This is a genomic window from Methanosarcina subterranea (assembly GCF_055385895.1).
Map to the genome: position 1 here is coordinate 4143709 of NZ_AP042426.1, position 25837 is coordinate 4169545.

Genomic DNA, 25837 nt, shown 5'->3' on the forward strand with positions numbered 1-25837 from the left:
TAAAAAATATCATAATATACGTATTTACTTAACACCGTGAACCTGTAAATTTGCAGGTAAAAAAGGAGCCATCGAAGTGAAAATGCTGGAAGAATTTTTCCCTGAATTCACCCAGAAGCTGGACGAGATTGACCAGCTCTATGCCGAAAAACGGATGATCGACGAAAAGACCTACCAGTTTATCTGTTTTGCCCTCTCCATCAAAGGCAGGTCAAAGCCCTGCGTCCTGAAGCATTTTAAGGGTGCCCTCGAAGCAGGAGCTACAGTCAAGGAACTATCATATATCTTTGCCCTGGTTATGAGGGAAGCTGCAGGTGCCGATGACTGCTGGACTCATGACGTAATTGGAGACTGGAAAGAAATCCTGAAAGGAAATATTTCCTGCAGCTGTGCAGGCGATGAAAAATAAAAATTATAGAAAAGAAAGATCCATAGATACGGTTTTTCGAATTTACATTAAACCGGAAGCCAAAAATTAGAGTTTTAGGACTTATCCTCTGTTCGCATATTCCGAATTAATCGAGTAAAATATGGAGTATGAAAATTCAAATTTTTGTTTTCCTTTTTTCAGGTTCTCAATAAGAGTTCAAAGGCTGTCTCCTGTAAAATCCGTCAACATGAGCTGCCTGGGTTGAGATAATTTTGTTTTCATGGGTTTCATGTAATCGGCTGAAAGATGGTATTTCTCCATAAGATTCCCGAGCGTCACGTAAAGTTCAGCTTTATAAGCTCTGTCAACCCCGCCCTTTGCATACAATTTGCAATAAGGATCCAGAAGTTCGGGAAAGTTGCATCTAAGGAAATTGAAAAAATGCTTTCTGGTTTCGCCCCTGAGGTAAAGAAGGCTTGGAAGAGCATAATCTACTTCACATTCGGCTGCGCGGGAGAGAATTTGCTCAAGGTTCTCAGGGCTGTCCGTAAGGAAAGGAAGAACAGGCATCATATGAAGCCCGCTAGTAGCGGCTGTATCTTTGAACGCCTGCAGGACTGAAAAACGCTTTTCCGGAGAAGAAGCCAGGGGTTCAAGCAGAGAGCTTAACTTTTCATCCATAGTTGTGACCGTGACCGCGACGTTTACGTGTGTCAGTTCAGCAAGCTCTTCAAGCAGGTCATAGTCTCTGAGGATAAGATCGGATTTCGTGGATATAGTAACCGGGTTTTTATATTCAATCATCAGCGCCAGGACTTTACGCATCAAGCCATACTTTGCCTCGGCAGGCTGGTAACTATCACATACCCCGCCTATGTTGATTACCTCTCTTTTCCATGACCGGGCTCCAAGCTGTTTTTCAAGGGCTTCTGCAATATTTGTCTTTACATAGATCCTCTGAAAAAAATCAGAGCCTTTTTCCCCTTCAGAGGAGGAGCATTTTTTGTCTTCTTTGTCCAGATAGCTATGAGAATAAATTGCATAACAATAATTGCAGCCGTGCCCGCATCCTCTATAAATGTTCAGGTCCCAGCGATATGGCAGTGTGAGCCTGTTTGTTTCCTTTATTTTATTGAGAGCTTTTTTGACCTGAATTTCCTCAAACATCCGGAATAAGATAAGATTAAAAGCTATAAGAAACTTGACAAAAAAAGAAACTTGACAAAAACAGCCTTTGCAACATGAAACTTATTTTCAAAAAACAGAAAGGGAGCGATTACTCTTTGTAATTACTCTCTGTAAATTCCATCTCCTGTGACAAGTTTTCCTTCCGCCTGAACCCAGCCTTCCTGCGGGCCTGTAAGTTGGATAGAGATCCCATCACGATATTCGTTATATTTCCAGCCGTAGATCCACCACTCGTTCAGGCCCTCCAGCTGGACAAAAATCTGGACCTCGGCTTCAGGAGATGCATCATAATGCGCATAGACCAGGCTTTCATAATCAAAATATTCGGGATTGATATGCTCAGGTAGAGGAACTATCGGGCCTTCTTCGGATTCTCGAAGATTATATTTGGGCAAAAGCACGGATTCGTTGCCAACAGGTGAGCTGGTATTGATCAGGTGGTCAGCTCCTACGCGAGTCCCGAAATCAATTGGGACCAGGACCGGGGTTTCTTCCGAGTATTCGTGGGATTCTTCTACCAGCGCCTCTTCCGGAACTTCATTTTCGAGATCTCCGGATCCAGGCTCAGGCTCGGGCACAGCCACAGGAAGGGAATGATAAACCGGCTGAATTTCGGCAGCTTCTATTTTGAGCATTAACCCATACTCGGTATCCTCAAGGCTGAGATTCCAGTTCGAAGGCTTATTATAATAATCTCCATTTACCATTTCCAGTCCGACCCCGGATTCATTTTCAAAAACCGGAACAGGCAAATACAGGATTACATTTTGCAGGGTGCTGTTGCTTTCTATAATTATATCGTATTCATAATGACTCATAAGGCTGTCATTATACATTTCATCGTTTTGATTTCCCACGTATCTGAGACCCAGCATAAGCAAGAGGAGAACAAATAAGACAAGTCCTCCAAAAATGATTATCTTTCTGTTCATTTTCAGGCCTTCTCCCTTAAAGATTGAAAACAGATATGTGAGGGAGATAATTAAATCTTACTAAATTAAACCAGACAAAATTATCCTGAATTAGTTACATTGCCATAAAGGAATTAAAAAACGAAACCGGATTAACTTGCAATACATCAGTCTTCATCAGTTCTGATGAGCGTTTGAAAGATAAGGACCATAGTTTGGAGAAAAAGAGTCGTAAAATCTCCCTTTACCACAAAAAAGTTATTCTGCACCTGAACCTGACCCAGCAAGAACCTTGCAGACCTAAAATTTGATTGTATTTTTTCCGGTGCTACATTCAGTCAGGCACCTGAAAAGGCAGGCTACATATTTAAGAAATTCATACATTATTCAGAAAACGCATATTCGACTCAAAACGCATATTCAAATCAAAAAAGCAGGTTCGATTCAAAAAGGCACTTAGTTTCTTACAAATTGATAAATATATATTTTCTAGTATTTTAAGGGCAAAATTTGTTATTTAAGATAATAAATCAGTTAAAAATTTGTGAATATTTCCAAATATAAGGGAGTGAGGGTATTAATCCAGATATAAAAACTCTGTTTTCACCGCCTCCGGTGCTAAGAGGATACATGTATGGAGCACAGGAAGCCCATGAAGCCAGAGACTCAAACAGGCTTTTAGCTATACGACTTGAAACAAACACATCGTGTAACCTCCGATGTCGCTATTGTTATGCGCAGAGTGGAGAGGATTCAATAAAAATAGCTGACTTCGATGTCCTTAAGCGCACAGTATCTGAGGCAAAAGATCTCGGGATCAGGTCTGTAGTTGTCATAGGGGGAGGGGAGCCGACTCTGTACCCGAACTTTAGAGAACTGATTACCTATATTGATTCCCTTGGGATTGTCCCGATGATTTTTTCAAATACCGTTTTGATGACAGAGGAGCTTGCAGAATTCCTGTACGAACACAATGCCTCTGTAATGGGAAAACTCGATTCACTCAAGCCTGAAGTCCAGGACTACCTGGCAGGGAGAGAAGGAGCTTTCGAGGATATAAAAACGGGGCTTGAAAATCTGATAAAAGCAGGCTTTTCAAACCCTTCAGAGCCCGGAAACCTCCGCCTGGGAATCTCTTTCGTGAGCAATAAAATGAACCTGAAAGAGATTGAGGATATCTGGCACTTCTGCAGGCAGAACAACATCTTTCCTAATATGGAAATTCTCACTCCGACAGGCAGGGCAAATGACGAACTGGAGAATAAGCTGCTCACAGCCGACGAAATAAAAGAGTACAAATTAAAACTGCTGGAAATAGACCGAAAATATTACGGGTACGACTGGCTGCCCTATACCCCGATTACTGCAAGTGGTTGCCTTCAGCACCTTTACAGCCTGTATATCAATATAGAAGGGGATGTAAGGCCCTGTGCGCCTACTAAGCTGGACGAACATCCTGCACTCAGGGTTAATGGGGAATACCCCTATAATATAAACAAAACGAGCCTGAAAGAGATCTACAACTCCGAGCTCTTTACATATGTCAGGAATATCGACAAAGTGCTTGAAGGCAGGTGTGGGAACTGTGAGCACATGGAAGAATGCATCGGCTGCCGAGGATATGCCTACAGCGTAGGGATAAATAATGGGATTGATCCTCTCGAAGCACTGAGGATGGAGTGCCAGCAGTGCTTCAAGTAAGAAAGGATGATTGAATAAAATGGAATGAAAAAGGAAAAATAATGAGTGGAAAAATTATTCAGGCAATCTTACTGCGGTAAATATGATTTTGTGTATAGTTCAGGGTAAGGTGGAAAGTTGGAAAGTGCAGAAAAGGCGAGCTGGAGGCGGGCTTCGGAGAACGAAGAAAAAATAATAATTTCTGGCGAGAAGAGTATGGAAGAAAGGCTTTGCGAAAGCCTGAAAAGTCACGAGCTGCCTGATTACCTCCTGTACACAGGCATGGGAGGAGCAAAGAACTGGCTGAAACTGGATGGGTCTGAAACATTTCCGGTAGCCAGGCAGCTCAAAGACATGCTCGAGGAAAACATTGGTTCAATCGTCAGGTTCATTCCTGCAGGCATGAGCCTTGTAAGCGTAGGGGTAGGGAGCGGAGAGAAGGAGCGAGTTCTTCTCGAGGAGCTGATAAAGAAAAACCTGGCTGAGAAACCTGCTTTCGGAAAAGTGCCAATACGTTATTACCCTGTTGACATAAGCAGCCAGCTTGTAGATATCGCCCTTGAAAAAGTAAGAGACCTGCCTGTAGAGAAAAAAGGAATAGTTGGATTTATCGAGGATATGCCGCTCCTTAAAAAGCACTGGCGTCTTCCTGTATTGTTCTGCATTCTGGGAAATACCTTTTGTAATTATGAGCCTGAATTCATTCTTCAGCTTGTCTACGAAAACCTTGAACAGGGAGATCTTTTTTTCTTTGATGCCAGTCTTCTCCCTGATCCGGACTCAGAGGAAAATGAGCATTCTGCAAGGAAGTCTGTCCTTGGCACGTATGCCTCAAGAGAGAATGCGCTCTTCAATATGTATCCCCTGCTTCAGTATGGAATGGCTCCGGAAGATTTCGATTTTGAATTATTGCTCGCACATGTGGACTCAAGGATAGGAGCTCTTTACAGGACGCGAAAGAGCCTGAATATCCTGAAGGATACCGAGATCAGGATAGGAGCCAAAACCATAAGTTTCAGGGACGGAGACGTCATACGCATGGGATTTACATACAAATACACATATGGCCAGGTTATCGCTTTCCTGAATATCTGCGGGTTTGATATTCTCAAGGCTTTCCTGAGTAAAGACAGGAAAAATGCGATGATCCTTACGAAAAAACGTACCTGATAGTAGCAGCATATTAAACCAGGGATTTTTCAAGTTAGAATCAAGATTTTTAAATGGGGGATTCAGGCATGGGTTGCCAGATAGAAAATATGAATGAGGCAGAAAAAACCGGATCATGTATTGCTTATGGGTGTGACGAACTTGGGAGGCTGAAAAGCGTACTTGTGCATACTCCGGGAGATGAACTCCTTCTGGTCAATGAGTCAAATTACAATCACTGGCTTTACGATAAGGTCCCTGAGATTTCCGGATACGTAAAAGAGCATATGAGTTATCAGGAATTGCTGGAATCGAACGGGGTCAGGGTTTATGAGCTTGCAGACCATGTAGACGAAAGTATAGACCTGATAAGCAGGATGCCAAACATTACCTTCCTGCATGATACCGCGGTCATTTCCAGAAAAGGCGCAATTCTTTCAAAAATGCGACCGCCTGCAAGGGAAAATGAAGAAGCCGTCGTAAAGGAAGCCCTGAAAAACCTGGGAATTCCGATACTCAACGAATTCAATGGAAGCGAAGGGTTTTTCGAAGGTTGTCTTCTACTCTCAAAAGATACTGTTTTTGTTGCTGATACGGAAAGGCACACATATCCTTTTATCCGAGAGTTTATTTCGAATATCCTGAGCGAATTTGATGAAGTTATTTACGCCCGCATTCCAAAAGCCAGGCGTTATATGCATCCCGATACCGTTTTCAACAGGATAAGAGAAGACCTTGCCCTTGCTTATCTACCAGCCTTTGAAGAGACCTGCCTGTACACAGAAGGCTCTGGAGAGAAAATCGATTTTAAAGAATTCATGCAGGAGAAAGGCATGGAGATCATCCCCGTTTCGGACTCTGAGCAGAGCCGCCTAGCCTGTTCATTTGTCCCTCTTGAAAGCGGGACTATTTTCCATTATGATAATGCACTTGATCAGAAAACCAGGAAAAATCTTGTAGGGGAAGGCGTTGAGGTTATTCCTTTCCACCCTGAAGCCATGCTTGCAGGAGGAGGAAGCCTGCGCTGTCACACCCTGAGGCTCTGCAGAAGAAAAACTAAAGTCTAAAGGCCCGGAATCAGGACTTGGAATCTGAAAAACTGAAAAATTTGCGGCTAGAAGAAGGAGTCAAGAATAATTGAGCCAGAATAGAGCACAAGTGAAACGTGATAAAAGAGAAGTGCAGAAAGACCTGCTTTCTGGCTTTTTTCTTTCAAAAGTTTGTAATTTGCAAATCCGATCACTAAAAACCCCAGTAAAAAGCCATAAAATGCAATAGATCCAAGCTGTTTCAGGAAAAGAAGCGCTGCAAGGTAATGCAAAAGCGTAAAGCCTGAAATCCAGAACAATGTCCCTTGTATGCCGTAAAGCACAGGGATTGATTTTATTCCCCTTGCCCTATCATTTTTCGCGTCAATGAAATCATTGACCGCAAGATGTGCAAGGGTCCAGGGATAAAAAAAGAGCAGATAAAGAAACAGAGAGGTATCCGGCCGGCCGTAACACAGGTAGCCTGCAACCGGAAAAAGGGCAAAGTCCATTCTTCCTATAAGCTGGGCAATAGGAAAACTCTGGTTTTTTCTTTTTACCTGATAAAAATACTCGATAACGCATGATGAAAGCATTGTGAAAAACACATACAGAGAGTTAGGGTAAGGTAAAGTCAGCATCAGGATTCCTGTTAGTGCAGAGAGTAATAGAAATACTGCCAGGGCAAAATCAGGAGAGAGCCTGCCTGAAGGAAGCGGACGACTTTTGAAAGGTCTCCAGTAACCCGTTAGGGATTCCTCAACGTCGAGCCTGTCTCTTTTCAGATCAACATAGTCGTTAAGTACAAGCCCACCTTCAAATCCGAAAAGCCCGATCAAAACCGCCTTGAAGGTTATTTCCCAGGAAAACTCTCCGTAATTACTAAAAGCAAGAGCAAGGCCTGAATAGAAAAGCAAAATCCAGACAAGAAAGAAATGAGCCCTTGTCAGGTCTATCAAGGCTTTAATAGTCTCTTTCGTACCTTCAACATTCGTTCCCTCAACCCCGATAATATAAAAGAGAGTTATATGTTTATAGTTTTTGCAAACAAGAAAGTGAGAGACTAAAAACTACTTATTCAAAAGGGAGTTAGTCAAAAAAAGAGCATAAGTAAAGGGATAGAGAAAAGACAGGAAGAAAGAAGCAGCTGTCTTCAAACAGCCCTGCCTTCAGCTGTTCCAACTCCGTCGATCCGGTTCAATACACAGGCTCAATATATAAAGTCAAGAATAATTGAAACTGCATAAATTACCAGGGTTCCATGGTAAACAGGCAGTATCTTCAAACCTGCATTCGGGTTCTTTTCTTTCCAGAGGTAAAGGTTTGCCCCTGCCAGGAGTACAAAGCCTGCAAGAAAGCCATAGTGAGCAATAGTCCCAAGCTCCTTGAGAAAGAAAATCGCTGCAAAGAAATGCAGGAGCGTAAAGCCCGTAATCCAGTACATGGTCCCTTTTGAGCCGTAAAGGACAGTTATCGATTTCATGCCTTTTGCCCGGTCGTTTTCCAGGTCGATAAAGTCGTTCAATCCCAGGTGCGCCATTGTCCAGGGATAGAAGAAAAACATATAAAGCAGTACTGTCATGTCCGGCTGCCCGTAGCAGAGGTAGCCTGCTGCCGGAAAGAGGGTAAAGTCAGTCCTCCCGAGAAGCTGGGCGATAGGGAGTTTCTGGTCTCTTTTTTTCACCTGATAAAAAACTTCAATGCCATAAGAGTACAGCATTATTGCGAAAACGTAAATGGAGTTTGGGTAGGGAAGCGTGAAAATCAGAGCAGAAGTGATCCCTGCGAACAGGATAAACAGCCAGAAAGCCTTTTTTGAAGAAATCTTCCCTGAGGGAAGAGGTCTCTCTTTAAAAGGCCTCCAGTATTTTGTGAGGGTATTCTCCACATCAAGCCGGTCTCTTTTCCGATCCACATAATCGTTGAGCACGAAGCCGGCTTCAAACCCCAACAGACCTATCAGGGCAGCTTTGAGAATTAGCAGCCAGGAAAAACCGCCGTAGTTTGCAAAAGCAATCACCAGCCCGGAGCAGAAAATAAGGGGCCAGGCAGGAAGAAAGTGAGCACGAGTGAGGTCGATGTAGGCTTTCAGGGTTTCTTTCATGTTTTTGGCCTCAATAACAATTGTGAGAATTAAAGTAAATCATTCCATAAAAATTATGAGTATAAATTAAAAATCGCTACTAAGAAGGGGAAAAGTTTAGTAATATAAATTAATGGACCGCCTCAAACTCTTATAAAATAGAAAGAGAACTTAAGTAGGGAAGCCTGAACTAATAAAACTGAGCTAAGAACCAACCGGATTTCTCCACCTCAACCATTATTACATAAGAAAAATGAATTCATGGTCAATCTTCATCGCTTACTTAATCGGCATGCCAATACAAAACCACTGTACAATACTTAAGCCGCTGAATATTGCGGCAACATGCGATACCCTGTAAAAAACTGACATCTCTTTTGCACATCTCGCAGGGCAGGCAGATTCAATAAATTTGCGAATATATGTTTTTATTTATTTTTGAAGTTATTGAAGAGCCCTGTGTGAAACTAATCAAACCAGGGGATTTCACGCACAATCCCTGGGAAAGTAAAAACATTCATTATTTATTCAGGATAAGCTAAAAAATCCAAAATCATACTTCGATGGATTCAGAGAAAATTTACAGTGATCTCCTGAAACATAACGAAAAAAAATATTGACGTCTCTGCAGCTTTATCCCGAGGCTCTATATTAATAAATTATTTATGTTAGAACTAATACCTCCGGAAAATTTCAGCTGGCTCAATAATTCTCGTGTATTTTCAATTTTTATCCGATTACTTTATTTCTCACCGGATTTGTGACGGAAAATCAGGAGAAACGCTATGGCCGGAAATTTTAGAGAAAACCTCATTTCAGGTTTTACAGGACTATAAGCTGATTATAGTCGATATTTCAAAAATAGAAATGTGTAGCCTGAAAAGGCTACGCATATTGCTAGTTAGAATACACTGCTTATACAGTTTCTTCTTCTTCTTCTTCTTCGACTACTTCTTCAGTTTCGTTGTCGACTACTTCTTCTTCTTCGTCTTCGACTACTTCTTCAGTTTCGTTGTCGACAGCTTCTTCTTCATCTTCGACAACTTCCTCTTCTTCCAAGTCTATTTCTTCAAGAGCTGCGTCGTCGTCAGCTTCTACATCAGCGACTTCTTCGACGTTCTCAGTTTCTTCGTCAGCTATTGGGGTTTCTTCGATCGCTTCTTCAGTAGCTCCTTCATCTGCATCTTCTGCACAGCCGGCTGCAAAGACGACAGTAGTAATTACGAGGAGCATTGCAATAATCTTTAACATTTTTTTCATTAATTTTACCTCTAAAAGTTCTCTTCCTTTTTTACACCCATCTCATATAGAATCATGAGACTTTATATGAGATATTTATGCATGACCAGCCAATTAGATTAAAACCTTTCGATTTGGTAAAAAAATAAGAGGACGAAGGGCTCCGAATTTCCCCAACATATAGCCATTTTTATCATTATGTAATTATAGACTTGTATTTGCATTCTAGTGAGTATATTTTGTGGAATCTTGGTCTTTAAATGACCGGAATAGGAAATACAGACGCAAGGCTTGAGAAGCGGCGAGTCAGAGGGCAGCATAAAATTGCTCAAAGATATTATAGTGTTCTCCTGGCGCGCGACTGTAAAACTTTAAAGCCTCAAGTATAAAAATAATTAACAAAGAAATGATGAGGGTAAAACACTGAATAATTATAAAACCCTGAAAAGCTCTGGCATAGCTCAAAAAGAATTCAAAAATTCCATATTTATAGGATATGCCAGGCATGTAAAAAATGAAGCCGAAACAAAAGCTTTCATCAAAGAAATAAAAGAGCTGCACAAAGACGCAGATCATAATGTCTCAGCCTATTTTGTAAAAGAAGGGAGTTCATTTGCCCTCAGATACGACGATGACGGAGAACCTGCGGGCAGTTCCGGAAAACCAGTTTTTAAGGTTCTCGAATCAAAGGGGCTCTATAACTCGGCTGTGGTTGTAACCCGATACTTTGGGGGAATAAAGCTAGGTTTTGGAGGGTTGTCCAGGGCTTACAGGGAAACAGCAATTTCAGCCGTCGAAAATGCAGGCATTATCGAAGTCTTTGAAGAGGTAAGGTTCACGGTACGCTTCGGATACTCAGAGATTCAGAAGATAAAGAGTCTCATAGAGAAATACGGAAAAGTCGAGCAGGAAAGGTACTCGGATGCCGTTGAATTTGCTTTCTTCATAAAAAAGGAATTTGAAGAGGAGTTTCGTGAAAAACTGGCAAAACTGACAGGGAATAAAGTTGAGCTTGAAAATGCTTAATTTAGAGCAGTTTGGCCTGGTCTTGCATTAACTTCCGCGAAAGTTTTCCCTCAAAAAAGAAAACGCTAAAATTGTAGGAAACCGCTAAAAACTATGGAAGATATACATTATTTAGAGGTTACCTAGCTATTGGAAATATTCTATGCTGCAAATACTTTAACGGAAAAAAATCGGTAGGTTAAACCGAAATTTAATCTGAAGTTGAAAGAATCTATACTCAAAAAATCTACACTAAAGCTCCAGAGGGAATATTGGAAGTGTAATATTGAGGCACAACAAATTTTCAATTATACTTATTTCAGTTGTTTTACTCATTGTACTGGGCGCATGTGCAGGTTCGGCTGCCAGCGAAGCTTTGAAAGGAACTGAGCAGGAGATTAATTCTGCTTTTAGTAACCAGATCAGCCCTGTAATTTCAGGGGACTACATTGTCTGGCAGGACGAACGGGACGGAAATTGGGATATTTATATGTACGATATGTCTGTCGGAAGGACCGAATCTGCCCTGTTCAAGGACTCAAAAGATGAAGTGGAGCCCGCAATCTCAGGCAGCCGTGTGGTTGTCGCAGACAACAGAAGAGGCAACTATGATATTTATATGCACGATATTGCCTCTGGGGCAAAAACTCAGATCACTTCGGATAGGGCAGACCAGAAAGAGCCCGCAATCTCAGGAGACATAATTGTCTGGACGGACCGCAGAAACCAGAACACGGACATTTACATGTATGACATTACCTCGAAACAGGAAATACGAATAACAACCGATAAAGCCGATCAGAGCCAACCTGCGATCTGGGGGAATATCATAGTCTGGAAAGATATGCGCAACGGGAATGAAGATGTTTACATGTATAACATCAACACAGGGAAAGAAAGTCCCGTAGTTACGGACTCTGCAGGGCAGACAAACCCTGTTGTGGAAGGCGACTATATTGTCTGGGAAGACAGGCGCGCCGGAAACCTTGATATTTATATGTACGAAATTTCCAGCGGGAAAGAAATACCTGTTTGCATTGACCCATCCCCACAAAAAACCCCTGCAATCTCGGACGGAAGAATAGTCTGGGCTGACGGGAGAATTAAAGGAACAAATATATTTATATACGACATCACCACAGGGCAGGAAAAGACCGTTTCTACATCATCTGAATATGAAAGCAACCCTGCAATCGAAGGTAATCGGATAGTATGGCAGGACAAACGCAAAGGCACAATGGACGTTTTTGTGTTCACGGAAGACATTTCCGAGACCGGTGTAGCTGCCGGGGAAGAGATGGGAGCTGAAGCCGGAGACGGGGCAAAAGAATCACCCTTTGGAGTGTATCCTGTATTAGCAGCGGTTATAGCGGCTTATCTTATAATAACTTCAGGGAAAAACGGAAGAAGGAAAATTTAATTCTGTGCCTCTGACATCAGGCAAAAAACAGGTCAAACAAATATACTTAAGAAATAAATAGAAAGTTAGAATATTTACTGTCATGGATAAGGACTCGGAACAAATTAAAAACCTGAAAATCCGAAGAATGAAACGGGAAGAAGTCGAATTTGCAATTGAGATGGCAGCTGCCGAAGGCTGGAATCCCGGTATCCATGACGGAGAACTTTTTTACGAAGCTGACCAAGAAGGCTTTTTTATTGCAGAACTTGAAGGAGAGCCTGTAGGCTGTGCCTCTGCTGTTGCATATGATAGTGATTTCGGTTTTCTCGGGCTCTTTGTGGTCAAACCCGAACTCCAGAAAAAAGGCATAGGAATGAAACTGACCGAAAAATGCCTGGAACACCTGAGGAACAGAAATATCGGGCTTGATGGCGTTGTGGAAAACGAAAAGAAATACCAGAAAGTTATGAAATTCAGATCCTCTTATAGTAACCTGCGTTTTGAAGGTAAGGGCGGAGGAGAAATTCCGGATGGACTAGTAAAAATCTCGAAAGTTCCTTTTGAAAAACTGCTTGAGTATGACAGGAGGATGTTTCCTGCCCCAAGACCTGGTTTTTTGAAGAAATGGGTTGATCAGCCTGACTCTTATTCTTTTGCAACCCTTGAAGACGGGAATCTCAAAGGATATGGAGTGATAAGGAAGTGCAGGATAGGTTATAAGATAGGCCCTCTTTTTGCGGATAACCAGGATACTGCAGAGAAAATTTTCAGAGCTCTTAGGGCTTCAGTTCCTGAGGAAACCATTTATTTTGATGTCCCCGAACCCAATGAAAAAGCAATGGAAATAGTAAAAAAATATCACATGAATGTGATGTTCAGGACTATACGCATGTACAACCGAAAAGAACCTGATATAGAGCTTGATAAGGTTTATGGGGTTACGAGTTTCGAACTTGGATAAGCAAAGAAGACAAACAGGCGGGAAAAAACAGCGCAGGACAAGGGTCACAGTTCAATGTCCCGTATATGCCGCTCATATTTTTCTTCCCAGGCAGGAGCTGTTATGCAAATCTGTTTGAGGTTTCCGCGGAACCAGAATCTCTTTCCCGCAGGCACCACTACCACATCCCCTGCCCTGACTTCAAATTCTCTGTCCTCAACTATCCATATGCCGGATCCTTCAAGAATATAATAAAAAAAGTCACTTTTTTCGTGGACAAACTCTTCTGCATGACCTGCTTCTGTTTCCTGGTACAGGACAGCGGCACTCTTGCATTCGTCTTTCGTGGTATAGATCCTCATCCAGACTCTGTGTTTCTCAATTAATTCTGCATTTTCACGCCTGAAAACTATACGAGGAAGCTCTTCAGAATCAGCAGGAAACTCAGGAGAAAGGCATTTTTCATCATGTGCGTTAAGCAGGAGCATGTTCTTTTCAAACCCTCCTTTTTCCAGTTTTTTCTGCAGTCTCAACACCTCAAGACTCTCTTTTGAAGCCCCCCGAAGTTCGGCGATCCTGTAAATTACTTCAAGGAGGTCGGCAAGTTCCTCAAGCTCTTTACTCTGAAGGTACTCAGCCAGTTCTTCTCCAAGTTTGTTTTCCAGCTCAAAGAGAAATCCGGGATCTGAAAGTTCTTTAGTTGCACATCCTCTGCCTGAATTCCGGATAATTTCCGGAATTTTATCCCTGACCGCTTTGCGACCGTTTTCTGTGGAAGATTTCATGAATTTGCCACCCTTGCCCGGTATTAGCTGCTGCCGAATTTCTTTAAACAGGTATGTCCAATAAATATATAAGTGCTATTAGTATATCCATGCAGAATGTTTCTAGAGAGCAAAAAGGCACATCTGGCAGTTATTATCGGCTGCGTATTTTACAGCATGAACGGGCTTTTTATTTCCCGTATCCATGATATGGCTGTTTCTCCAGTAGTCTTTTACAGGTTGTTTTTCGGAATTCTGTTTCTTTTTATATATATAGCTGCAAGAGGAAAAACCTCAGATCTCAGGTTAAAGAAAAAAAAAGGAAGCCTGCTCCTGCAGGGAGTGCTCGTGGTGGCGTGCATGCTGCTCTATTTTACCTGCCTGAAGATTACCTGCGTATCCATAGCAATTTTACTTCAGTATACAGCCCCGATTTATGTAATGCTGGCTTCCCCTTTTCTCCTGAAAGAGAGGATAGGAAAGGAAAGTATAGCTGCCCTTTTCATTGCGATTACAGGAGTATTTCTCATAGTCAGACCAGAGGGTGGGCTTTCTGGAATTGAGTTTACCGGCACTTATATGCTGGGCATGGTAGCAGGACTGCTTTCTGGAGTTGTCTTTGCGGCTTTGATCCTGAACGTAAAAGTTTTAAAAGGAGAGTATCCGGAACTCGCAATTGTCTTCTGGCCCATGGGGATAGCTCTTTCGCTGCTGAGTCCCTTTGCATTTGAAGTATCTCGAACTGTCCTGTACAGTAACCTGAAAGTGCTCGCTGCTTTCGGGATAGTATCTATAGGCTTTGGGGAAATTTTTACAATTATCGGGTTTGCCAACCTTAAAGCCCAGACAGGAAGCCTCCTTGCCCTGATAGAACCTGTCAGCGGAGTTTTTTTTGATATAGCTGTGCTCGGGATTGCGCTGTCTTTAGAGACTCTTGCAGGTTGCGCCTTAATTATGGGCTCTGCACTGATTATAAGTCTTAAAGATTCCGAAAAGCTTCCAGAAAAAATAGGCGAAGGAGGTTCCGGGCATTTTCTAAAAAAATTCCCCCCTCAGGTTCCTCCTCCAACCCCTCCGAGAGATTCACGGTGAGCAGTACTCATCCCTTGCCCTGAAAAGTGCTTTTATGTTCTCGAGCGAGGTATGGGGAGCTAGCCCGCAGCCCGGAGCAAGGATATCAATCCCATCTTCAAGGCATGCCCTGGCTTCAATGATAACCTCTTCAGGTCCTTTTGCCAGCAGGGTATCGGAGGGAGATACATTTCCTATCAGACGTACCCGATTGCCCACAATTCCTTTTGCAAAACTGACACCTACCTTTTCTTCAATGCTGATCCCTTCAAATCCGACGTCTGCCAGGGAGTCAAGCACAGCTGTGGCGTCTCCACACATATGGAGGATTTTTAGTCCTTTAACCTCCCTGCAGAATTTCCTGTGGAATGGAAGAACAGATGTTTCAAACATCTGGGGGGCAATAATATCAGGCCCGGCTTCGGAGTCTATAAGGGTTACGACATCTGCTCCTCTTTCCAGTAAACCATTCGCGTATTCTATACAGGCTTCTGTAAGAACTCCCATCAGTTCCTCAACAACTTCAGGATTTGTTACAAACCACATAAGATAATTTTTCATACCCACAAGCATGGAGGCAAGTCCAGCAGGACCCACAAGCCCTGCAACAACAGGCACATCTTCCCCTACGTGTCCTTTGAGAATTTCAACTGCGTCCAGAACTACTGATGTCCGCCTGCTTTCAAGCAGAGAATCCGGGACTGTGATATCCTTAACATCTTTCTTTTTCTTGCAGGGGAAATCGATAACATAAGGCTGTATATCAACACTGCCTTCTGCTACCGTACAGCCCAGAGTTTCGGCAAGTACTGTAGTGCAGAAAGGACAGCGCACGTTCTCAAATCCTGCGATCTCGTATCCTCCCAGGGCAAGTGCCGCCATTTTGCTGGCATCATAATTAGCCTGAGGCCAGTAAGCTCCTGTCATTTCCATAAGTTCTACAATGCCTGTCTGGGTTACGGAACAAACAGGAACCATATCAAGGGATTCGCCTTTCAGCGCTTTTTCAAATCTCTTATTCAGGGTAAATCCACTCATTTTTTCACCAGATATAATTAGAGATGATAAGTAGAGATATTATGGTTGTTGAGAATCAACCGTCAACTCAAAGCCTCTAAGGAATTTGTTATTTATCATATACTAAGAAGCGCATATAAAAAAATATAAATTAAAAAACCTCACAGAAGTTAGGTAGAAATTGACGGGTGAGAAAAAATGGGAAAACCGGATGAACACAAACAAGAGAAACAGTGGATGGCACTTGCCTTTGCAATAGGTGCCGCCCTTGGAAGCCTTTATGGAGCTTTCATTCTCGGGCCTGCACTGGATAGTATTATGGAAGGGACAGCTATAGGCCTTGCAATAGGAATTGGAGCTGGAGTAAGTTTAGGAGCTTTCCTTGAAGTTAGGGCAAGACCCGAAAAAATGAACAGAAAGGAAAGTAAGCTGCTAATCGCTGTTGTGGCTACAACTTTGATTCTGGTCCTGTCAACTGTATTTATGGCCTATTCAGGTACTGCTTAAGTTTGCGACATTTATCCTTCTAAATATTTACATTTGAAGCAAAACTTTTTTTGATTTAGGCTCAGGCTGAAAAGCTCTTATATAAGGTTTATAACGTTATTGAGAAGAGGCTTTGCGCCAGTTTCCCGGTGGTACGCTAATTTCAAACCTTGCACCTTCCCCTTCGATTCCCGTTTCAGTAATTTCCATGCCTGTAATGGAAAGTATGCCTCTGACCAGGAAAAGACCAAGCCCGGTATTTCGACCTACGGATTTTTCAAAAATAAGTGCTTTCATAAAAGAAGAGACTCCTATACCGTTGTCCTTTACTTTGATTACAACGCTTTCCCCGGCTATATGAGAGCTCACATCAATTTCGCTAACGTGATCTCCGTGAGCTCTTGCATTGTCAAACAGGTTGTAGAAAGCTTTTTTGAGCAGAGGATCTGCATATACTTCAAGTCCGTTATCCTCTATGGAGAACTTCAATCCCTGCCCAGAAAAGGCAAAAGCGACCTCTTTTGCAATGCTGCTTATAGACTGCCAGGTAGGAGAAACAACCCCGAGTTCCTGGTAATCCTTTGTGAAAATAATCTGGCTATGGATTGTTTCAATTCCTTTGTTAAGATTTCGGAGATATTTTGAGATTCTGAGATCTCCTTTTACGTCAGGAGGAAGCATTTCTGAGATCAGCTCGGTATACCCTGAAAGTACATTCACCTGATTGAGAATATCGTGCCGGGTAATATTGCTCATTAGGTTTATTTTTTTGTTTGCCTGTTTTAAAGCTTCCTGATACCGATATATCTCAGTGATATCGTGGAGCATTACCAGCCTGCCCTCTGTATCATCCCTTGTCATCAGGGGACTGACACTGACAGTGAAGAATTTTGTTTCCAGGCCGCTCTTGAGTGAAATTTCCCTGGCGAAATCACCCCCCGACGGATCACCCAAAACTTCCACGTCTTCTCCGAAAAGATCATTTATGTTTTTCCCTATGACCTCTTTTCTTCCTTTTCCGGCGAGTTCAAGTGCTGCTTTATTAATGTCCACTACAGAGTTTGTAATATCCACAACAATATATCCGTCATTCATGGATTCTATCACATTCTCTCTGGCAACTGGAATAATGTTAAGGAACTCATGCTCGATTGTGCCCCAGAAGAGAATCAGGCCGGTTATTGCAAAGGAAAAGGGGGTCGGATCAAAAAATTCAAAGGGCCCTATATTTGCGATATGAAGTAAATTTCCAAGTACTGGAACACAGGCTGCAGTAAGTGCGATGGCTGCCTGTGTTCCGTAAGGTGCTGTAAGGCGGACAAACTGCTTGAAAAAGAAAAAGATCCCTAAGAAGATCAAAACAAAAGAATAGGTATAAAAACTCCAAAAAAATGGACCATGTTTAAGTACAAGGAGAGGAAAACCTCCAGAGACATCAAGATAGAAACCTTCAAAATACAGTCCATGGATTCGGTTTGTGAGCATTAACAAAATTGTAAGGCAGGGAAAAAGAAAAAGTAGTTTTTCATACTTTCGTGCAAACTGCCTGCATACTCCGGAGTATTCGGCTGCAAATAAAAACCACGCTACAGGGGCAAAGGCAATCCCCAGGTACTGGAGATGGGCAAATACATACTTATACTCAATATCTATGAACCCTATTTCAAAAGCGTAATTCACTGACCAGAGAGCCATGCAGAGCATGATTAATATAAAATTCTTTGCAAAAGGCAAACTGCGGTAATTAAAGGCTTTGTATGCTCTAATTGCAAGCAAAGTGGATATAAGCCCTGAAAAAATTAATGCCCCCATATAGGGAAACGCAGCGGTGTGGATTTGCAGGCTGATAAGATGACCTTCCTTTTTTCAATTACTTTAGACGAATTGGGAGAGTCAGGAAATAGAAGTAAAAAGACACCAGACGTTTTAATAGTTACACAAAGACTATCTATATAAATTTATGTATCAAGCACGAGAAGCAGATGATCTTCCGATATAGTATTCAAGGAATATGCCCGGAGAATGAGTGATAAAGACCTGTAAGATACTCTCTGTAAAAAGCAAATAATATTTTTGCTCAGCTGGTATTCGCATAAAATGGTGAGTTTTCAGACCATTTATTCGGATTAGTCAGTCAGCTCATCCGGATGCATTCAAACTATTTGTTAGCGGAAAGGTCAATTGAATATTGAAGACCCTTTGAGTTTTCCAGAATTGCCTTACTTTCTATTACCCTCGGGCATTGATTATAATTAATTCTTCATTTCTTAAATATTATATGATTCATTCTCTATACTTTATAACCTTTATTCTTATTATATTATGCGTCTTCAAGGGAATTGACCTGATAATTATTGATGTAAAAGCAGAGAAAAATGGGACAAATAGTGACAGGGATGTTTCTGCTGAAAGTGAATTTAAAAAAATAGGGCAGGAATTGCCCAATTTATATTATGTGGAATTCCAAAAGCCATCTGCAAAGCAGGAAGCTCGCCAAATCTGAAGATTTAACGGCAATTGGTGTGCTTACCAGACACCATTATTTTTAAGGGTTGCAAGGATATTGGTAAATTCACTGTTGAACCTGCACTTTCCAAAGTCTGGCGTATCCAGAATTTTCTGCTTTACAACCTGCAGCTCATTCATAAAACATCCTGAACTTTCAAAACCGGAAAATGAAGAGCTTTCATGCCCATATTCTCCGAAAGGCACAACATTTTCCTCCAGAATCTCCAGGAACCTGGGGTCAAGATCTTTCGTGAAATAAGTGTCCAGCACAAGGAGATTTACAATTCTCTCATAAAACTTTAGAAGCTCATAGTTTTCGCTTCCGGAAATATCAGAAGAAACACTGCAGTAAATCTGGCCGTGAATATAAGTCAAATAGCTGGAGAGGGTATTTATCAGAGATTCAAGGTTTTTTTCTTCGGGAAAGACAATAGGAAAACGCTTTAAAATTCCTGGAGTCAGGCTTCCATTGTAAAGCCCGCTACTCTGGCAGATCTGGGAAAAGACTCTTGAAATAGAACTGTTAAGTGCGGCAAGTACATAAAAAGATCTGGAGGAATCTTGAAGTACAACTCCACAGCCTTTTTCAAAAACATGGTTTCCTGCTGTATCAAAAGAAGCCTGAAAGCTGTAATGATCGGAAACGACAATTTTCGGGGTACTGATATACTGCAGCAGCTTGCATCCCCCAATACTGTAATCCGCAGAAGAAAGAGGCGTTGAGTCATGCTTAAAATTACTTTTGAACTGCGTAATCCTGGAATATGCCAGGGGGTACCTTACCTTCAATTCTTCAGGTTCAAGGAGGCGATATCCTTTTCTCAGGCCATCTGTTTTAATCTCGTAAGGCAGCATGAAACAGTAAGGAGAGGGGTGGACTGAATATTCGTTAGAAAAGGTACTGTCTATAAACGGATATACAAGTTCTTTTTCAAGGTTTATCTCTTTATTCATGCCCATGCATTTATAAGAAGTTTCAGGGGATCCGTCTTTCGGGAGGATCAACTTGTGCAGGTATTCGCTGTCATTATTAATCCCACAAAAAATATCTGCTGAAATATCATCCAGCGTATTCGAAATCTTACTTATTTTTTCGATAATACTGTTTTTGCTCCAGAACATGATTGGTTTCACTTCTTTATAAGCTTGAAATTATTGTAGACTTGACTTTAATTCTATAAGCTGATCTATTCATTACAGCCAGTTTAACTCATTCAGAGCTGATTCCAGAAACCAAAAGGAAAAAGGAAATTCAGTTTCCGTAGAAAAAATCTGGAAAGATTTGGACCTTACGTGCTAACTTCTAGTAAGCAAATCCTTTAATCCGACCCTGTGAAGGCTAAAAATTCTCTCAGGGCTGTCGTTTTTAGTTAAGACTTTAGAGATTAAGGAGGTGAATAATCTGCAGGATTGATCCATGCTCCAGCAGCATAGGAGCCAGGGGATTAATCTTTCTGCACAGCAAAAATCTGAACCTTTAAAGGTCTCAGTAATTTCGACTGGAAAACTTGGCACTCTGCCCTGAGAGCACTTTTACCCCGTGCGTTAGAAAAGGTCAATATATATAAATGTTTCATAAAAATCTAAATTTGATGGGTCCAGAGATGATTTCGTAGATTAAAAATCAGAGAGCTAAATCCAGTACAGTAGCATGCGATGTAAAAAGTTAAGCGTTAAGGTAATTGCGATTCTTTCATGATACTACGAAATGATCTATTAAACGAAGAAAATTCGAAGTTGAAGTAAAATAAAGGGTTATCTGTCTGCGAGATACAACCATATGCGACATACAACCGTGTAAGATAAACAAATGTAACAAAAAAATTAAAAAAAGTAAATGAGTTTGGAATAAAACATAATAGTACGTTTTAAAAAACAAACACCCATTGGTATTTCTTTTTAGTGAAAGTGATCACTATTCCGTGCCCTCCGGATAGATGTTGTAAGTGTGGTTATTTTCAACCTGGAATGTGATTGATCCGTCCTCTTCGACCCTGTAACCTAGAGATTCACCCGAGGTATTGTCGTAAACCTGCGTATTGTTCCCGGCAATTAAATTTACATTTATGAGTGCACTGGCACCATTTGTGTTTGCCTTGAACGTGAAATAATCTTCCCCATACTCCAGGGAATCGAAAAATGCATCATATGTGTTGCTATTCACCATATAATATTCGTAAAACGACACTATGGATACATCATTTGAATCGTAGTTGTCAGCCCATGTCTGGAATTTGGAGTAACTTATAGAGTACTTTATAGAGGGATCTTTATCGGTCTGGTGGGTAAAAACCGGATATGTCATCCCGGCCGATGATGCTGTTTCCCACCATCCCCAGGTATCATCATCCAGGTTTCCGACACTTTGTTCCGCATGAACCCCCGAGTTTCCATTTCTCCAGACCATTCCCAAGTTCTCGTATGCATAAATTGCATGTGTGATATTATCGCTATTTCTCAAAGAGCACCAGTTTGTCGGCTTTTCCCCTATTGTCTCATAAACGTACGAATACTCCTCATCCATCAATCCGTATGCTTCTTCAAGGGAAAGGAGGGTCAATTCTTTCGAATAATGTATGCCTGTATCCCAGGAATCATTTTCCACCAGGCTACGCAGGTACTCAAGTTCCGTTTCATTGCATTTCTTGAGAAGTCCTACATCGAACCATATCGTGCCTTTATCCCCTTTATTTATAAGATAATTAATACCCTGTTCCGTTGTATTCATGGGATGCGGCCCGTCAAGTCCGAAGGCAAGCATTCTGTTGTTTCCAATTGCTGTTATAAACTTTCTGTCCGCGTACTGGTCTATACTATATATGTTCACATCAATGTACGTTCCTCTTCTGATGACAAAACTCGTGAACTTGATATACCCGTTTGAAAAATCCACATAAGGCAGTTGCTGCCTTTCAAGGTCATAAAACGGAGTTACTATGCATGTGCCATCATTTACGACAATAGTATTTGTTTTGTTATATCCATCAAACATTATTTCGAAATCATATTTTTCACCGGCATTTCCCAGGTATATAGTTTCACATTTAAGTTCACCGGAAGGACTTTTGTAATAGCTGTTCAGGACAGATTTGTTATCTATTTCTGAAATTATCAACCTTGAACCCGGACTATTGAGTTCAACGAAACTTTCAGGGTCGTCCGCGTTTATATCCATTGAAATTTGATATGTACATTTGGCCATCGGCGTAAAACCGCATATATAAAGTGGCCCCACCTGTTTCGATTGTTCAAGATAATGTAGCAGTGGAATGGAAGCGCATTTACAGAAACTGTATGTCTTTGAAGACCCCCTGAAATATCCTACATATTTATCTATTCCAAAATTCGTGATGGGATCCACAACCGGAAGTATGAAGTAAGAAACTGGAGAGCAGTCTCTTGTAGTTGTATATTTTAACCCTGCCGAAGAATTATCAAAAATAACTTTTGATTCATGGATCCCGTAAATTGTGGAGTATAGTATATCGGAAGTCCCATTATTCTGGAGCTTTGCGACAAAGGCATTTCCCGGAACACCGTTATCTTCTGAAAAATTACCCGCGAAAAGCAGAATATTACCCTGATTAATATTGTCAATCGTTTTTGAACTGCTTGTGTCCAGGGGAACTCCGAGTTCTCCGGCACATGAGTAGTTTAACGTCAACAATATGAAAAGAAATACTTTTATATGGTATGACCTCTTCATTTGCCCCCCTCTTCTGGATGATGTTTGAGATTTGTTTATGGGGTGTAAATATACACAGACTATTATTTCATAATATATATTGTCGTTATTATTTATTTTTAATAATTTCCATATTTGTCAAACCCCGATTTAATATAGCAAATGGCATCTATAAAAACTTTTGTTTTACGGAAAAAGAAATAATTGAAAAAGAGTTGCAAATATAACAATAGTTCTCCTGTTTCCTTTTGCAGTTACTACACAGCCGCTGTCATGGATCAGTTTAAACCAGGATCTGAAAACAGAATATGAACAGAATATGAAAACAGAGTTTTAAAATAGTCGTCTTCGAAGTTTCTTCTGGATTAAATAATTAAAAAAATATCTTCAGTTGGAAGCAAATCCGTTAGAGCTCATCCCAAAATCAATTTTATCCTCAAATTGATAAGAGTTTCAGAACTATTTTCTCCATGATCAGAAAATCGATTGAATATTCCGAATTCGAGGTTCTGGAACGCAGTTTTGAGTTCTGGGATAGGTTCTTAGAAAGCTTTATGCCATTCTTTACTCTTTTCTACTTTTTAGTGGTAATCCATTTGATCTCCTCAGCATTAAGTTTATAATTAAGTTTAATAAAAGAGAATGATTCCAGCTAACATGATTAATACGAAATACTTTTGAGATTGAATAACAAAAGTCTAAATCAAACATATGGAGAATCAAATATGCGAAGAATCAAATATGCGAAGAATCAAATATGCGAAGAATCCAACATGTGAAGAACTGTAATTAAACTCAAAATATTAAACTAAAAGATGAAAACTTAAAAAATAACAGTCAAATCTTAAAAATGAGCAGGTAAAATATTATAAATACTTATAGAAGAAAAATTAAAAATTCTGAATAAACTCAGATAAAGAGTTATTCGGATCTTCTTGCTTTTTAAAGGAAACTGAGAATTCCAGAGAATTCTGTTTCAAAAGCATACTTTTTAAAGTTAGAGCTTTCCAGAATCCTCTGCTTGATATAATAGAGCACACTCAAAAGGCTCTCATCACTTTCAGATTCCATATCTCCTGCATAAGGGTGAATGTTTTCCTCAAGGGCATCCAGAAGCTTGGGATCAATACCAGTAGCAAAGTAAGCATCCATAATCAGAAGGTCTGAAATCTGCTCATAAAAGCCTGCAAGCTCATCAAGCCAGCCCGAAACACTATTCCCAGATGCATATTTTTGCTTATTGAGGAACATTAGGTAGCCGGAAATATTGGTGACCAGGTCTTCAGTCAGCCGTTCTTCAGGAAACACAATTGGGAATCGCTTCATTACTGAAGGGGTTATAGAGCTTGAGTACATCATCTCAGACTCGCAAACTGATGGAAAAAGCCTGGCAATCTGGCTGTTAAGGACTGCAGTTACATAAGGATATTTATCCGGTTCCTTGAGGACAATACCGCAGCCGTTTTCAAAGACATGATTCCCGATAGCGTCATAGGCTGCCTGCAAGCGGTAACCTTCGGTAGCAATGATTTTTGGAGTGTTAAGGTACTCCATCAATTTCTTGCCCCTCACACTATAATAGTCCGCAGAGTCAAGAGGAGAATTATCGTGGCTGAACTGATTTTTGAATTCCAGGATTCTCCCGTATGCCATAGGGAACCTGACTTTAAGTTCTTCGGGAGGGATTATTCTGAACTCCTTTCTGTTACCTTTGTCTGACAGATCATACGCCAGCATAAAACGGTAAGGTGAAGAGTTGAATGCGAATTTTTCGGAAAATGAGCCTGAGACATAGGGATAAATAAGTTCAGACTCTAAAATCACGGGTTTACAGAGGCCCTCACAAAGATAAATCGAATCAGAATCACTTCCTTCGGGAACAGCAAGCCTGTGCAGTAAACCATTTTTTGTACTAATGCCTCCGAAAATGCTTTCAGAGATATCTCCAAGTGTAGTCGGAAGTTCACACATCTTTTCTATAATTCTGTTTTCATTCAGGAACATCTATTTTTCACTTCTGTAGAAGTATATTGAGAAAATTTCTTTTCTTCTGTTTTCACTCTCAGGGATGGATCTTACCTGGGTTGTTAAAAAATAATTTTACTTCGGCATTCCGGATTCTGGTGCCCCATTAAAATCATCAGAATTCGGCCTGAAATACAGGATAGGGTTTGAATAATTACCTGTAGGAAATAGTAGAATAACATAAGTATATAAATATATTCTCACTGAAAATTAATTATAAATATAAATCATGATAAATAGGCAAAGTAAATAGAGACTGATACAAAAAACGTGAAGCATCGATCCGTATAATTTAAAGGAATACTATTAAGAGTAGATATAACTATAATAAAAAGTAAAGAAGTGAAGAAATAGATCTCTGTTTGTTGTAAAGTTTCAGGCATATAAATTTTAAAAGTTCAGTACCACAGTTTCACTGAGCAGCCTATCTTCCAGGTCTTGCTTCTAAGATTTAAATACTCTATATTCAAAGACTCGGTTCTCAGATCCAGTCCTCAAATCCAGTTCTTAGATCCAGTTCTCAGATCCAGTCCTCAAATCCAGTTCTTAGATCCAGTTCTTAAATTCAGTTCTTAGATTCAATTCTTAGATTTAATTCTCAAAGACTTAACTCTCAAATGCTCAATTTTCAAATCTCAGCTCTGATTCTGATACTTAAGAAAAAGAGAGACTGATTAAAAAAATTTAAATATTAATTTCCAGACTAATTATATATGCAAGGAAGCAAAAATTCTGAAAATTATATAATAAGAGAAGCCAAAAATCAAGACATCTTCGGAATGCTTGGGGTCTTTAACTATTACATTGAGAGCAGTTTTGCGGCCTATATCGAAACTCCGGTAGGACCCGAGTTTTTTCAAGCTATTCCGAGCGGAAAAGAGCAGAGTGAAAATGAACATTTTCCTTTTTACGTGATCGAAGAAAAAGGTAAAATAATAGGAATCGGAGCCCTCAGGCCATATTTCCCTTTCCCGAATTTCCGGCATACAGGTGTGGTTTCTTACTTTATCCTGCCAGGACACACAAGAAAGGGTCTTGGCTCCAGGATGCTGGAAAAACTCTGTACGGAAGCCAGGGAAAAAAAGATGAAAAGTCTCCTATCAAATTTATCCTCAAAAAATGAAGCCAGCCTGAACTTTCATATTAAACACGGTTTTATTGAATGCGGGAGGTTCAGAGAAGTAGGAACAAAGTTTGAAAACTATTTTGATATTATATGGCTGCAAAAGTTCCTTGAGCAGGACTATAAGTAAAAAAGAGATTTCTTGGATAGGATCAGAAATAAA

Annotated in this window: 22 protein-coding genes; 11 read left to right on the forward strand and 11 right to left on the reverse strand. The window is 40.7% G+C overall.

All coding sequences use genetic code 11. The features are described 5' to 3' along the window. Nucleotides 1–76 precede the first annotated feature (76 nt). On the forward strand, nucleotides 77–409 hold the full coding sequence (locus ACZ5A8_RS18035; protein ID WP_048143026.1) for a carboxymuconolactone decarboxylase family protein: 333 nt from the start codon (nucleotides 77–79) through the stop codon (nucleotides 407–409). 177 nt (nucleotides 410–586) lie between these two features. On the opposite strand, the gene ACZ5A8_RS18040 is transcribed toward ACZ5A8_RS18035, so the two are convergent. Continuing rightward, nucleotides 587–1537 carry an SPL family radical SAM protein gene (locus ACZ5A8_RS18040; RefSeq protein ID WP_464530708.1) on the reverse strand — a complete coding sequence of 317 codons (951 nt, stop codon included), beginning with the start codon at nucleotides 1535–1537 and terminating at the stop codon, nucleotides 587–589. A 122-nt stretch (nucleotides 1538–1659) separates the two neighbouring features. Beyond that, a complete protein-coding gene (locus ACZ5A8_RS18045) occupies nucleotides 1660–2490 on the reverse strand; it encodes a hypothetical protein (protein ID WP_464530709.1) in 831 nt (276 codons plus the stop codon). A gap of 609 nt (nucleotides 2491–3099) precedes the next feature. Between ACZ5A8_RS18045 and ACZ5A8_RS18050 the strand changes: the two genes are divergently transcribed. From ACZ5A8_RS18050 to ACZ5A8_RS18060, 3 genes are all read left to right on the forward strand, one after another. After that, a complete protein-coding gene (locus tag ACZ5A8_RS18050) occupies nucleotides 3100–4170 on the forward strand; it encodes a radical SAM protein (protein ID WP_464530711.1) in 1071 nt (356 codons plus the stop codon). A gap of 117 nt (nucleotides 4171–4287) precedes the next feature. Beyond that, nucleotides 4288–5319, forward strand: coding sequence for an L-histidine N(alpha)-methyltransferase (locus ACZ5A8_RS18055; RefSeq protein WP_464530713.1), 1032 nt, complete (start codon nucleotides 4288–4290; stop codon nucleotides 5317–5319). Between the two features lie 68 nt (nucleotides 5320–5387). After that, entirely contained in the window at nucleotides 5388–6365 is a 978-nt protein-coding gene (locus ACZ5A8_RS18060; protein WP_464530714.1) for an arginine deiminase family protein, read from the forward strand. A 47-nt stretch (nucleotides 6366–6412) separates the two neighbouring features. Here the strand turns inward: ACZ5A8_RS18060 and ACZ5A8_RS18065 are convergent, their stop codons facing one another. The 3 genes from ACZ5A8_RS18065 to ACZ5A8_RS18075 form a co-directional block, all read right to left on the reverse strand. Next, the gene (locus ACZ5A8_RS18065) at nucleotides 6413–7354 is read right to left on the reverse strand and encodes a prenyltransferase (protein ID WP_464534196.1); all 942 of its coding nucleotides are present in this window, start codon (nucleotides 7352–7354) and stop codon (nucleotides 6413–6415) included. 182 nt (nucleotides 7355–7536) lie between these two features. Continuing rightward, nucleotides 7537–8430 (reverse strand): prenyltransferase, encoded by an 894-nt coding sequence (locus ACZ5A8_RS18070; protein WP_464530716.1) that lies wholly within the window; start codon nucleotides 8428–8430, stop codon nucleotides 7537–7539. 894 nt (nucleotides 8431–9324) lie between these two features. After that, the gene (locus tag ACZ5A8_RS18075) at nucleotides 9325–9669 is read right to left on the reverse strand and encodes a hypothetical protein (protein ID WP_464530717.1); all 345 of its coding nucleotides are present in this window, start codon (nucleotides 9667–9669) and stop codon (nucleotides 9325–9327) included. 462 nt (nucleotides 9670–10131) lie between these two features. Between ACZ5A8_RS18075 and ACZ5A8_RS18080 the strand changes: the two genes are divergently transcribed. From ACZ5A8_RS18080 to ACZ5A8_RS18090, 3 genes are all read left to right on the forward strand, one after another. After that, the gene (locus ACZ5A8_RS18080) at nucleotides 10132–10674 is read left to right on the forward strand and encodes an IMPACT family protein (protein WP_464534198.1); all 543 of its coding nucleotides are present in this window, start codon (nucleotides 10132–10134) and stop codon (nucleotides 10672–10674) included. 265 nt (nucleotides 10675–10939) lie between these two features. Then, nucleotides 10940–12073, forward strand: a complete 1134-nt coding sequence (locus tag ACZ5A8_RS18085) for a hypothetical protein (protein ID WP_464530719.1) — start codon at nucleotides 10940–10942, stop codon at nucleotides 12071–12073. 127 nt (nucleotides 12074–12200) lie between these two features. Next, nucleotides 12201–13016 (forward strand): GNAT family N-acetyltransferase, encoded by an 816-nt coding sequence (locus ACZ5A8_RS18090; RefSeq protein ID WP_464530720.1) that lies wholly within the window; start codon nucleotides 12201–12203, stop codon nucleotides 13014–13016. A gap of 44 nt (nucleotides 13017–13060) precedes the next feature. On the opposite strand, the gene ACZ5A8_RS18095 is transcribed toward ACZ5A8_RS18090, so the two are convergent. Continuing rightward, nucleotides 13061–13780, reverse strand: coding sequence for a cupin domain-containing protein (locus ACZ5A8_RS18095; protein WP_464530721.1), 720 nt, complete (start codon nucleotides 13778–13780; stop codon nucleotides 13061–13063). A 96-nt stretch (nucleotides 13781–13876) separates the two neighbouring features. On the opposite strand from ACZ5A8_RS18095, the gene ACZ5A8_RS18100 reads away from it, so the two are divergent. After that, nucleotides 13877–14851 (forward strand): DMT family transporter, encoded by a 975-nt coding sequence (locus ACZ5A8_RS18100; protein ID WP_464530723.1) that lies wholly within the window; start codon nucleotides 13877–13879, stop codon nucleotides 14849–14851. Here ACZ5A8_RS18100 and mtaA read toward each other — a convergent pair. Beyond that, the gene (gene mtaA, locus ACZ5A8_RS18105; protein ID WP_464530724.1) at nucleotides 14843–15868 is read right to left on the reverse strand and encodes a methylcobamide:CoM methyltransferase MtaA; all 1026 of its coding nucleotides are present in this window, start codon (nucleotides 15866–15868) and stop codon (nucleotides 14843–14845) included. The two genes, ACZ5A8_RS18100 and mtaA, sit on opposite strands and share 9 nt — an antisense overlap. Nucleotides 15869–16045: 177 nt before the next feature. On the opposite strand from mtaA, the gene ACZ5A8_RS18110 reads away from it, so the two are divergent. After that, a complete protein-coding gene (locus tag ACZ5A8_RS18110) occupies nucleotides 16046–16354 on the forward strand; it encodes a hypothetical protein (RefSeq protein WP_464530725.1) in 309 nt (102 codons plus the stop codon). Between the two features lie 96 nt (nucleotides 16355–16450). Here ACZ5A8_RS18110 and ACZ5A8_RS18115 read toward each other — a convergent pair whose 3' ends face one another. Continuing rightward, nucleotides 16451–18145: a histidine kinase N-terminal 7TM domain-containing protein gene (locus ACZ5A8_RS18115; protein WP_464530727.1), complete on the reverse strand. Its 1695-nt coding sequence runs from the start codon at nucleotides 18143–18145 to the stop codon at nucleotides 16451–16453. Between the two features lie 466 nt (nucleotides 18146–18611). On the opposite strand from ACZ5A8_RS18115, the gene ACZ5A8_RS18120 reads away from it, so the two are divergent. Beyond that, entirely contained in the window at nucleotides 18612–18836 is a 225-nt protein-coding gene (locus ACZ5A8_RS18120; protein ID WP_464530728.1) for a hypothetical protein, read from the forward strand. 23 nt (nucleotides 18837–18859) lie between these two features. Here ACZ5A8_RS18120 and ACZ5A8_RS18125 read toward each other — a convergent pair whose 3' ends face one another. The 3 genes from ACZ5A8_RS18125 to ACZ5A8_RS18135 all read right to left on the reverse strand — a co-directional run bounded on the left by ACZ5A8_RS18125 (nucleotide 18860) and on the right by ACZ5A8_RS18135 (nucleotide 24530). Continuing rightward, nucleotides 18860–19963: a hypothetical protein gene (locus ACZ5A8_RS18125; protein WP_464530729.1), complete on the reverse strand. Its 1104-nt coding sequence runs from the start codon at nucleotides 19961–19963 to the stop codon at nucleotides 18860–18862. A gap of 793 nt (nucleotides 19964–20756) precedes the next feature. Beyond that, nucleotides 20757–22547: a hypothetical protein gene (locus ACZ5A8_RS18130; protein ID WP_464530731.1), complete on the reverse strand. Its 1791-nt coding sequence runs from the start codon at nucleotides 22545–22547 to the stop codon at nucleotides 20757–20759. A gap of 921 nt (nucleotides 22548–23468) precedes the next feature. Next, entirely contained in the window at nucleotides 23469–24530 is a 1062-nt protein-coding gene (locus ACZ5A8_RS18135) for a hypothetical protein (protein ID WP_464530732.1), read from the reverse strand. 734 nt (nucleotides 24531–25264) lie between these two features. On the opposite strand from ACZ5A8_RS18135, the gene ACZ5A8_RS18140 reads away from it, so the two are divergent. Further along, nucleotides 25265–25804, forward strand: coding sequence for an N-acetyltransferase family protein (locus tag ACZ5A8_RS18140; protein WP_464530733.1), 540 nt, complete (start codon nucleotides 25265–25267; stop codon nucleotides 25802–25804). Nucleotides 25805–25837 lie beyond the last annotated feature (33 nt).

Coding starts and splice junctions, on each gene's coding strand:
- ACZ5A8_RS18040 (WP_464530708.1), bottom strand. CDS start 1,537: ATGTTTGAGGAAATTCAGGTCAAAAAAGCTCTCAATAAAATAAAGGAA.
- ACZ5A8_RS18045 (WP_464530709.1), bottom strand. CDS start 2,490: ATGAACAGAAAGATAATCATTTTTGGAGGACTTGTCTTATTTGTTCTC.
- ACZ5A8_RS18050 (WP_464530711.1), top strand. CDS start 3,100: ATGTATGGAGCACAGGAAGCCCATGAAGCCAGAGACTCAAACAGGCTT.
- ACZ5A8_RS18060 (WP_464530714.1), top strand. CDS start 5,388: ATGGGTTGCCAGATAGAAAATATGAATGAGGCAGAAAAAACCGGATCA.
- ACZ5A8_RS18070 (WP_464530716.1), bottom strand. CDS start 8,430: ATGAAAGAAACCCTGAAAGCCTACATCGACCTCACTCGTGCTCACTTT.
- ACZ5A8_RS18075 (WP_464530717.1), bottom strand. CDS start 9,669: ATGAAAAAAATGTTAAAGATTATTGCAATGCTCCTCGTAATTACTACT.
- ACZ5A8_RS18090 (WP_464530720.1), top strand. CDS start 12,201: ATGAAACGGGAAGAAGTCGAATTTGCAATTGAGATGGCAGCTGCCGAA.
- ACZ5A8_RS18095 (WP_464530721.1), bottom strand. CDS start 13,780: ATGAAATCTTCCACAGAAAACGGTCGCAAAGCGGTCAGGGATAAAATT.
- ACZ5A8_RS18100 (WP_464530723.1), top strand. CDS start 13,877: ATGTTTCTAGAGAGCAAAAAGGCACATCTGGCAGTTATTATCGGCTGC.
- mtaA (WP_464530724.1), bottom strand. CDS start 15,868: ATGAGTGGATTTACCCTGAATAAGAGATTTGAAAAAGCGCTGAAAGGC.
- ACZ5A8_RS18110 (WP_464530725.1), top strand. CDS start 16,046: ATGGGAAAACCGGATGAACACAAACAAGAGAAACAGTGGATGGCACTT.
- ACZ5A8_RS18115 (WP_464530727.1), bottom strand. CDS start 18,145: ATGGGGGCATTAATTTTTTCAGGGCTTATATCCACTTTGCTTGCAATT.
- ACZ5A8_RS18120 (WP_464530728.1), top strand. CDS start 18,612: ATGATTCATTCTCTATACTTTATAACCTTTATTCTTATTATATTATGC.
- ACZ5A8_RS18125 (WP_464530729.1), bottom strand. CDS start 19,963: ATGTTCTGGAGCAAAAACAGTATTATCGAAAAAATAAGTAAGATTTCG.
- ACZ5A8_RS18130 (WP_464530731.1), bottom strand. CDS start 22,547: ATGAAGAGGTCATACCATATAAAAGTATTTCTTTTCATATTGTTGACG.
- ACZ5A8_RS18135 (WP_464530732.1), bottom strand. CDS start 24,530: ATGTTCCTGAATGAAAACAGAATTATAGAAAAGATGTGTGAACTTCCG.
- ACZ5A8_RS18140 (WP_464530733.1), top strand. CDS start 25,265: ATGCAAGGAAGCAAAAATTCTGAAAATTATATAATAAGAGAAGCCAAA.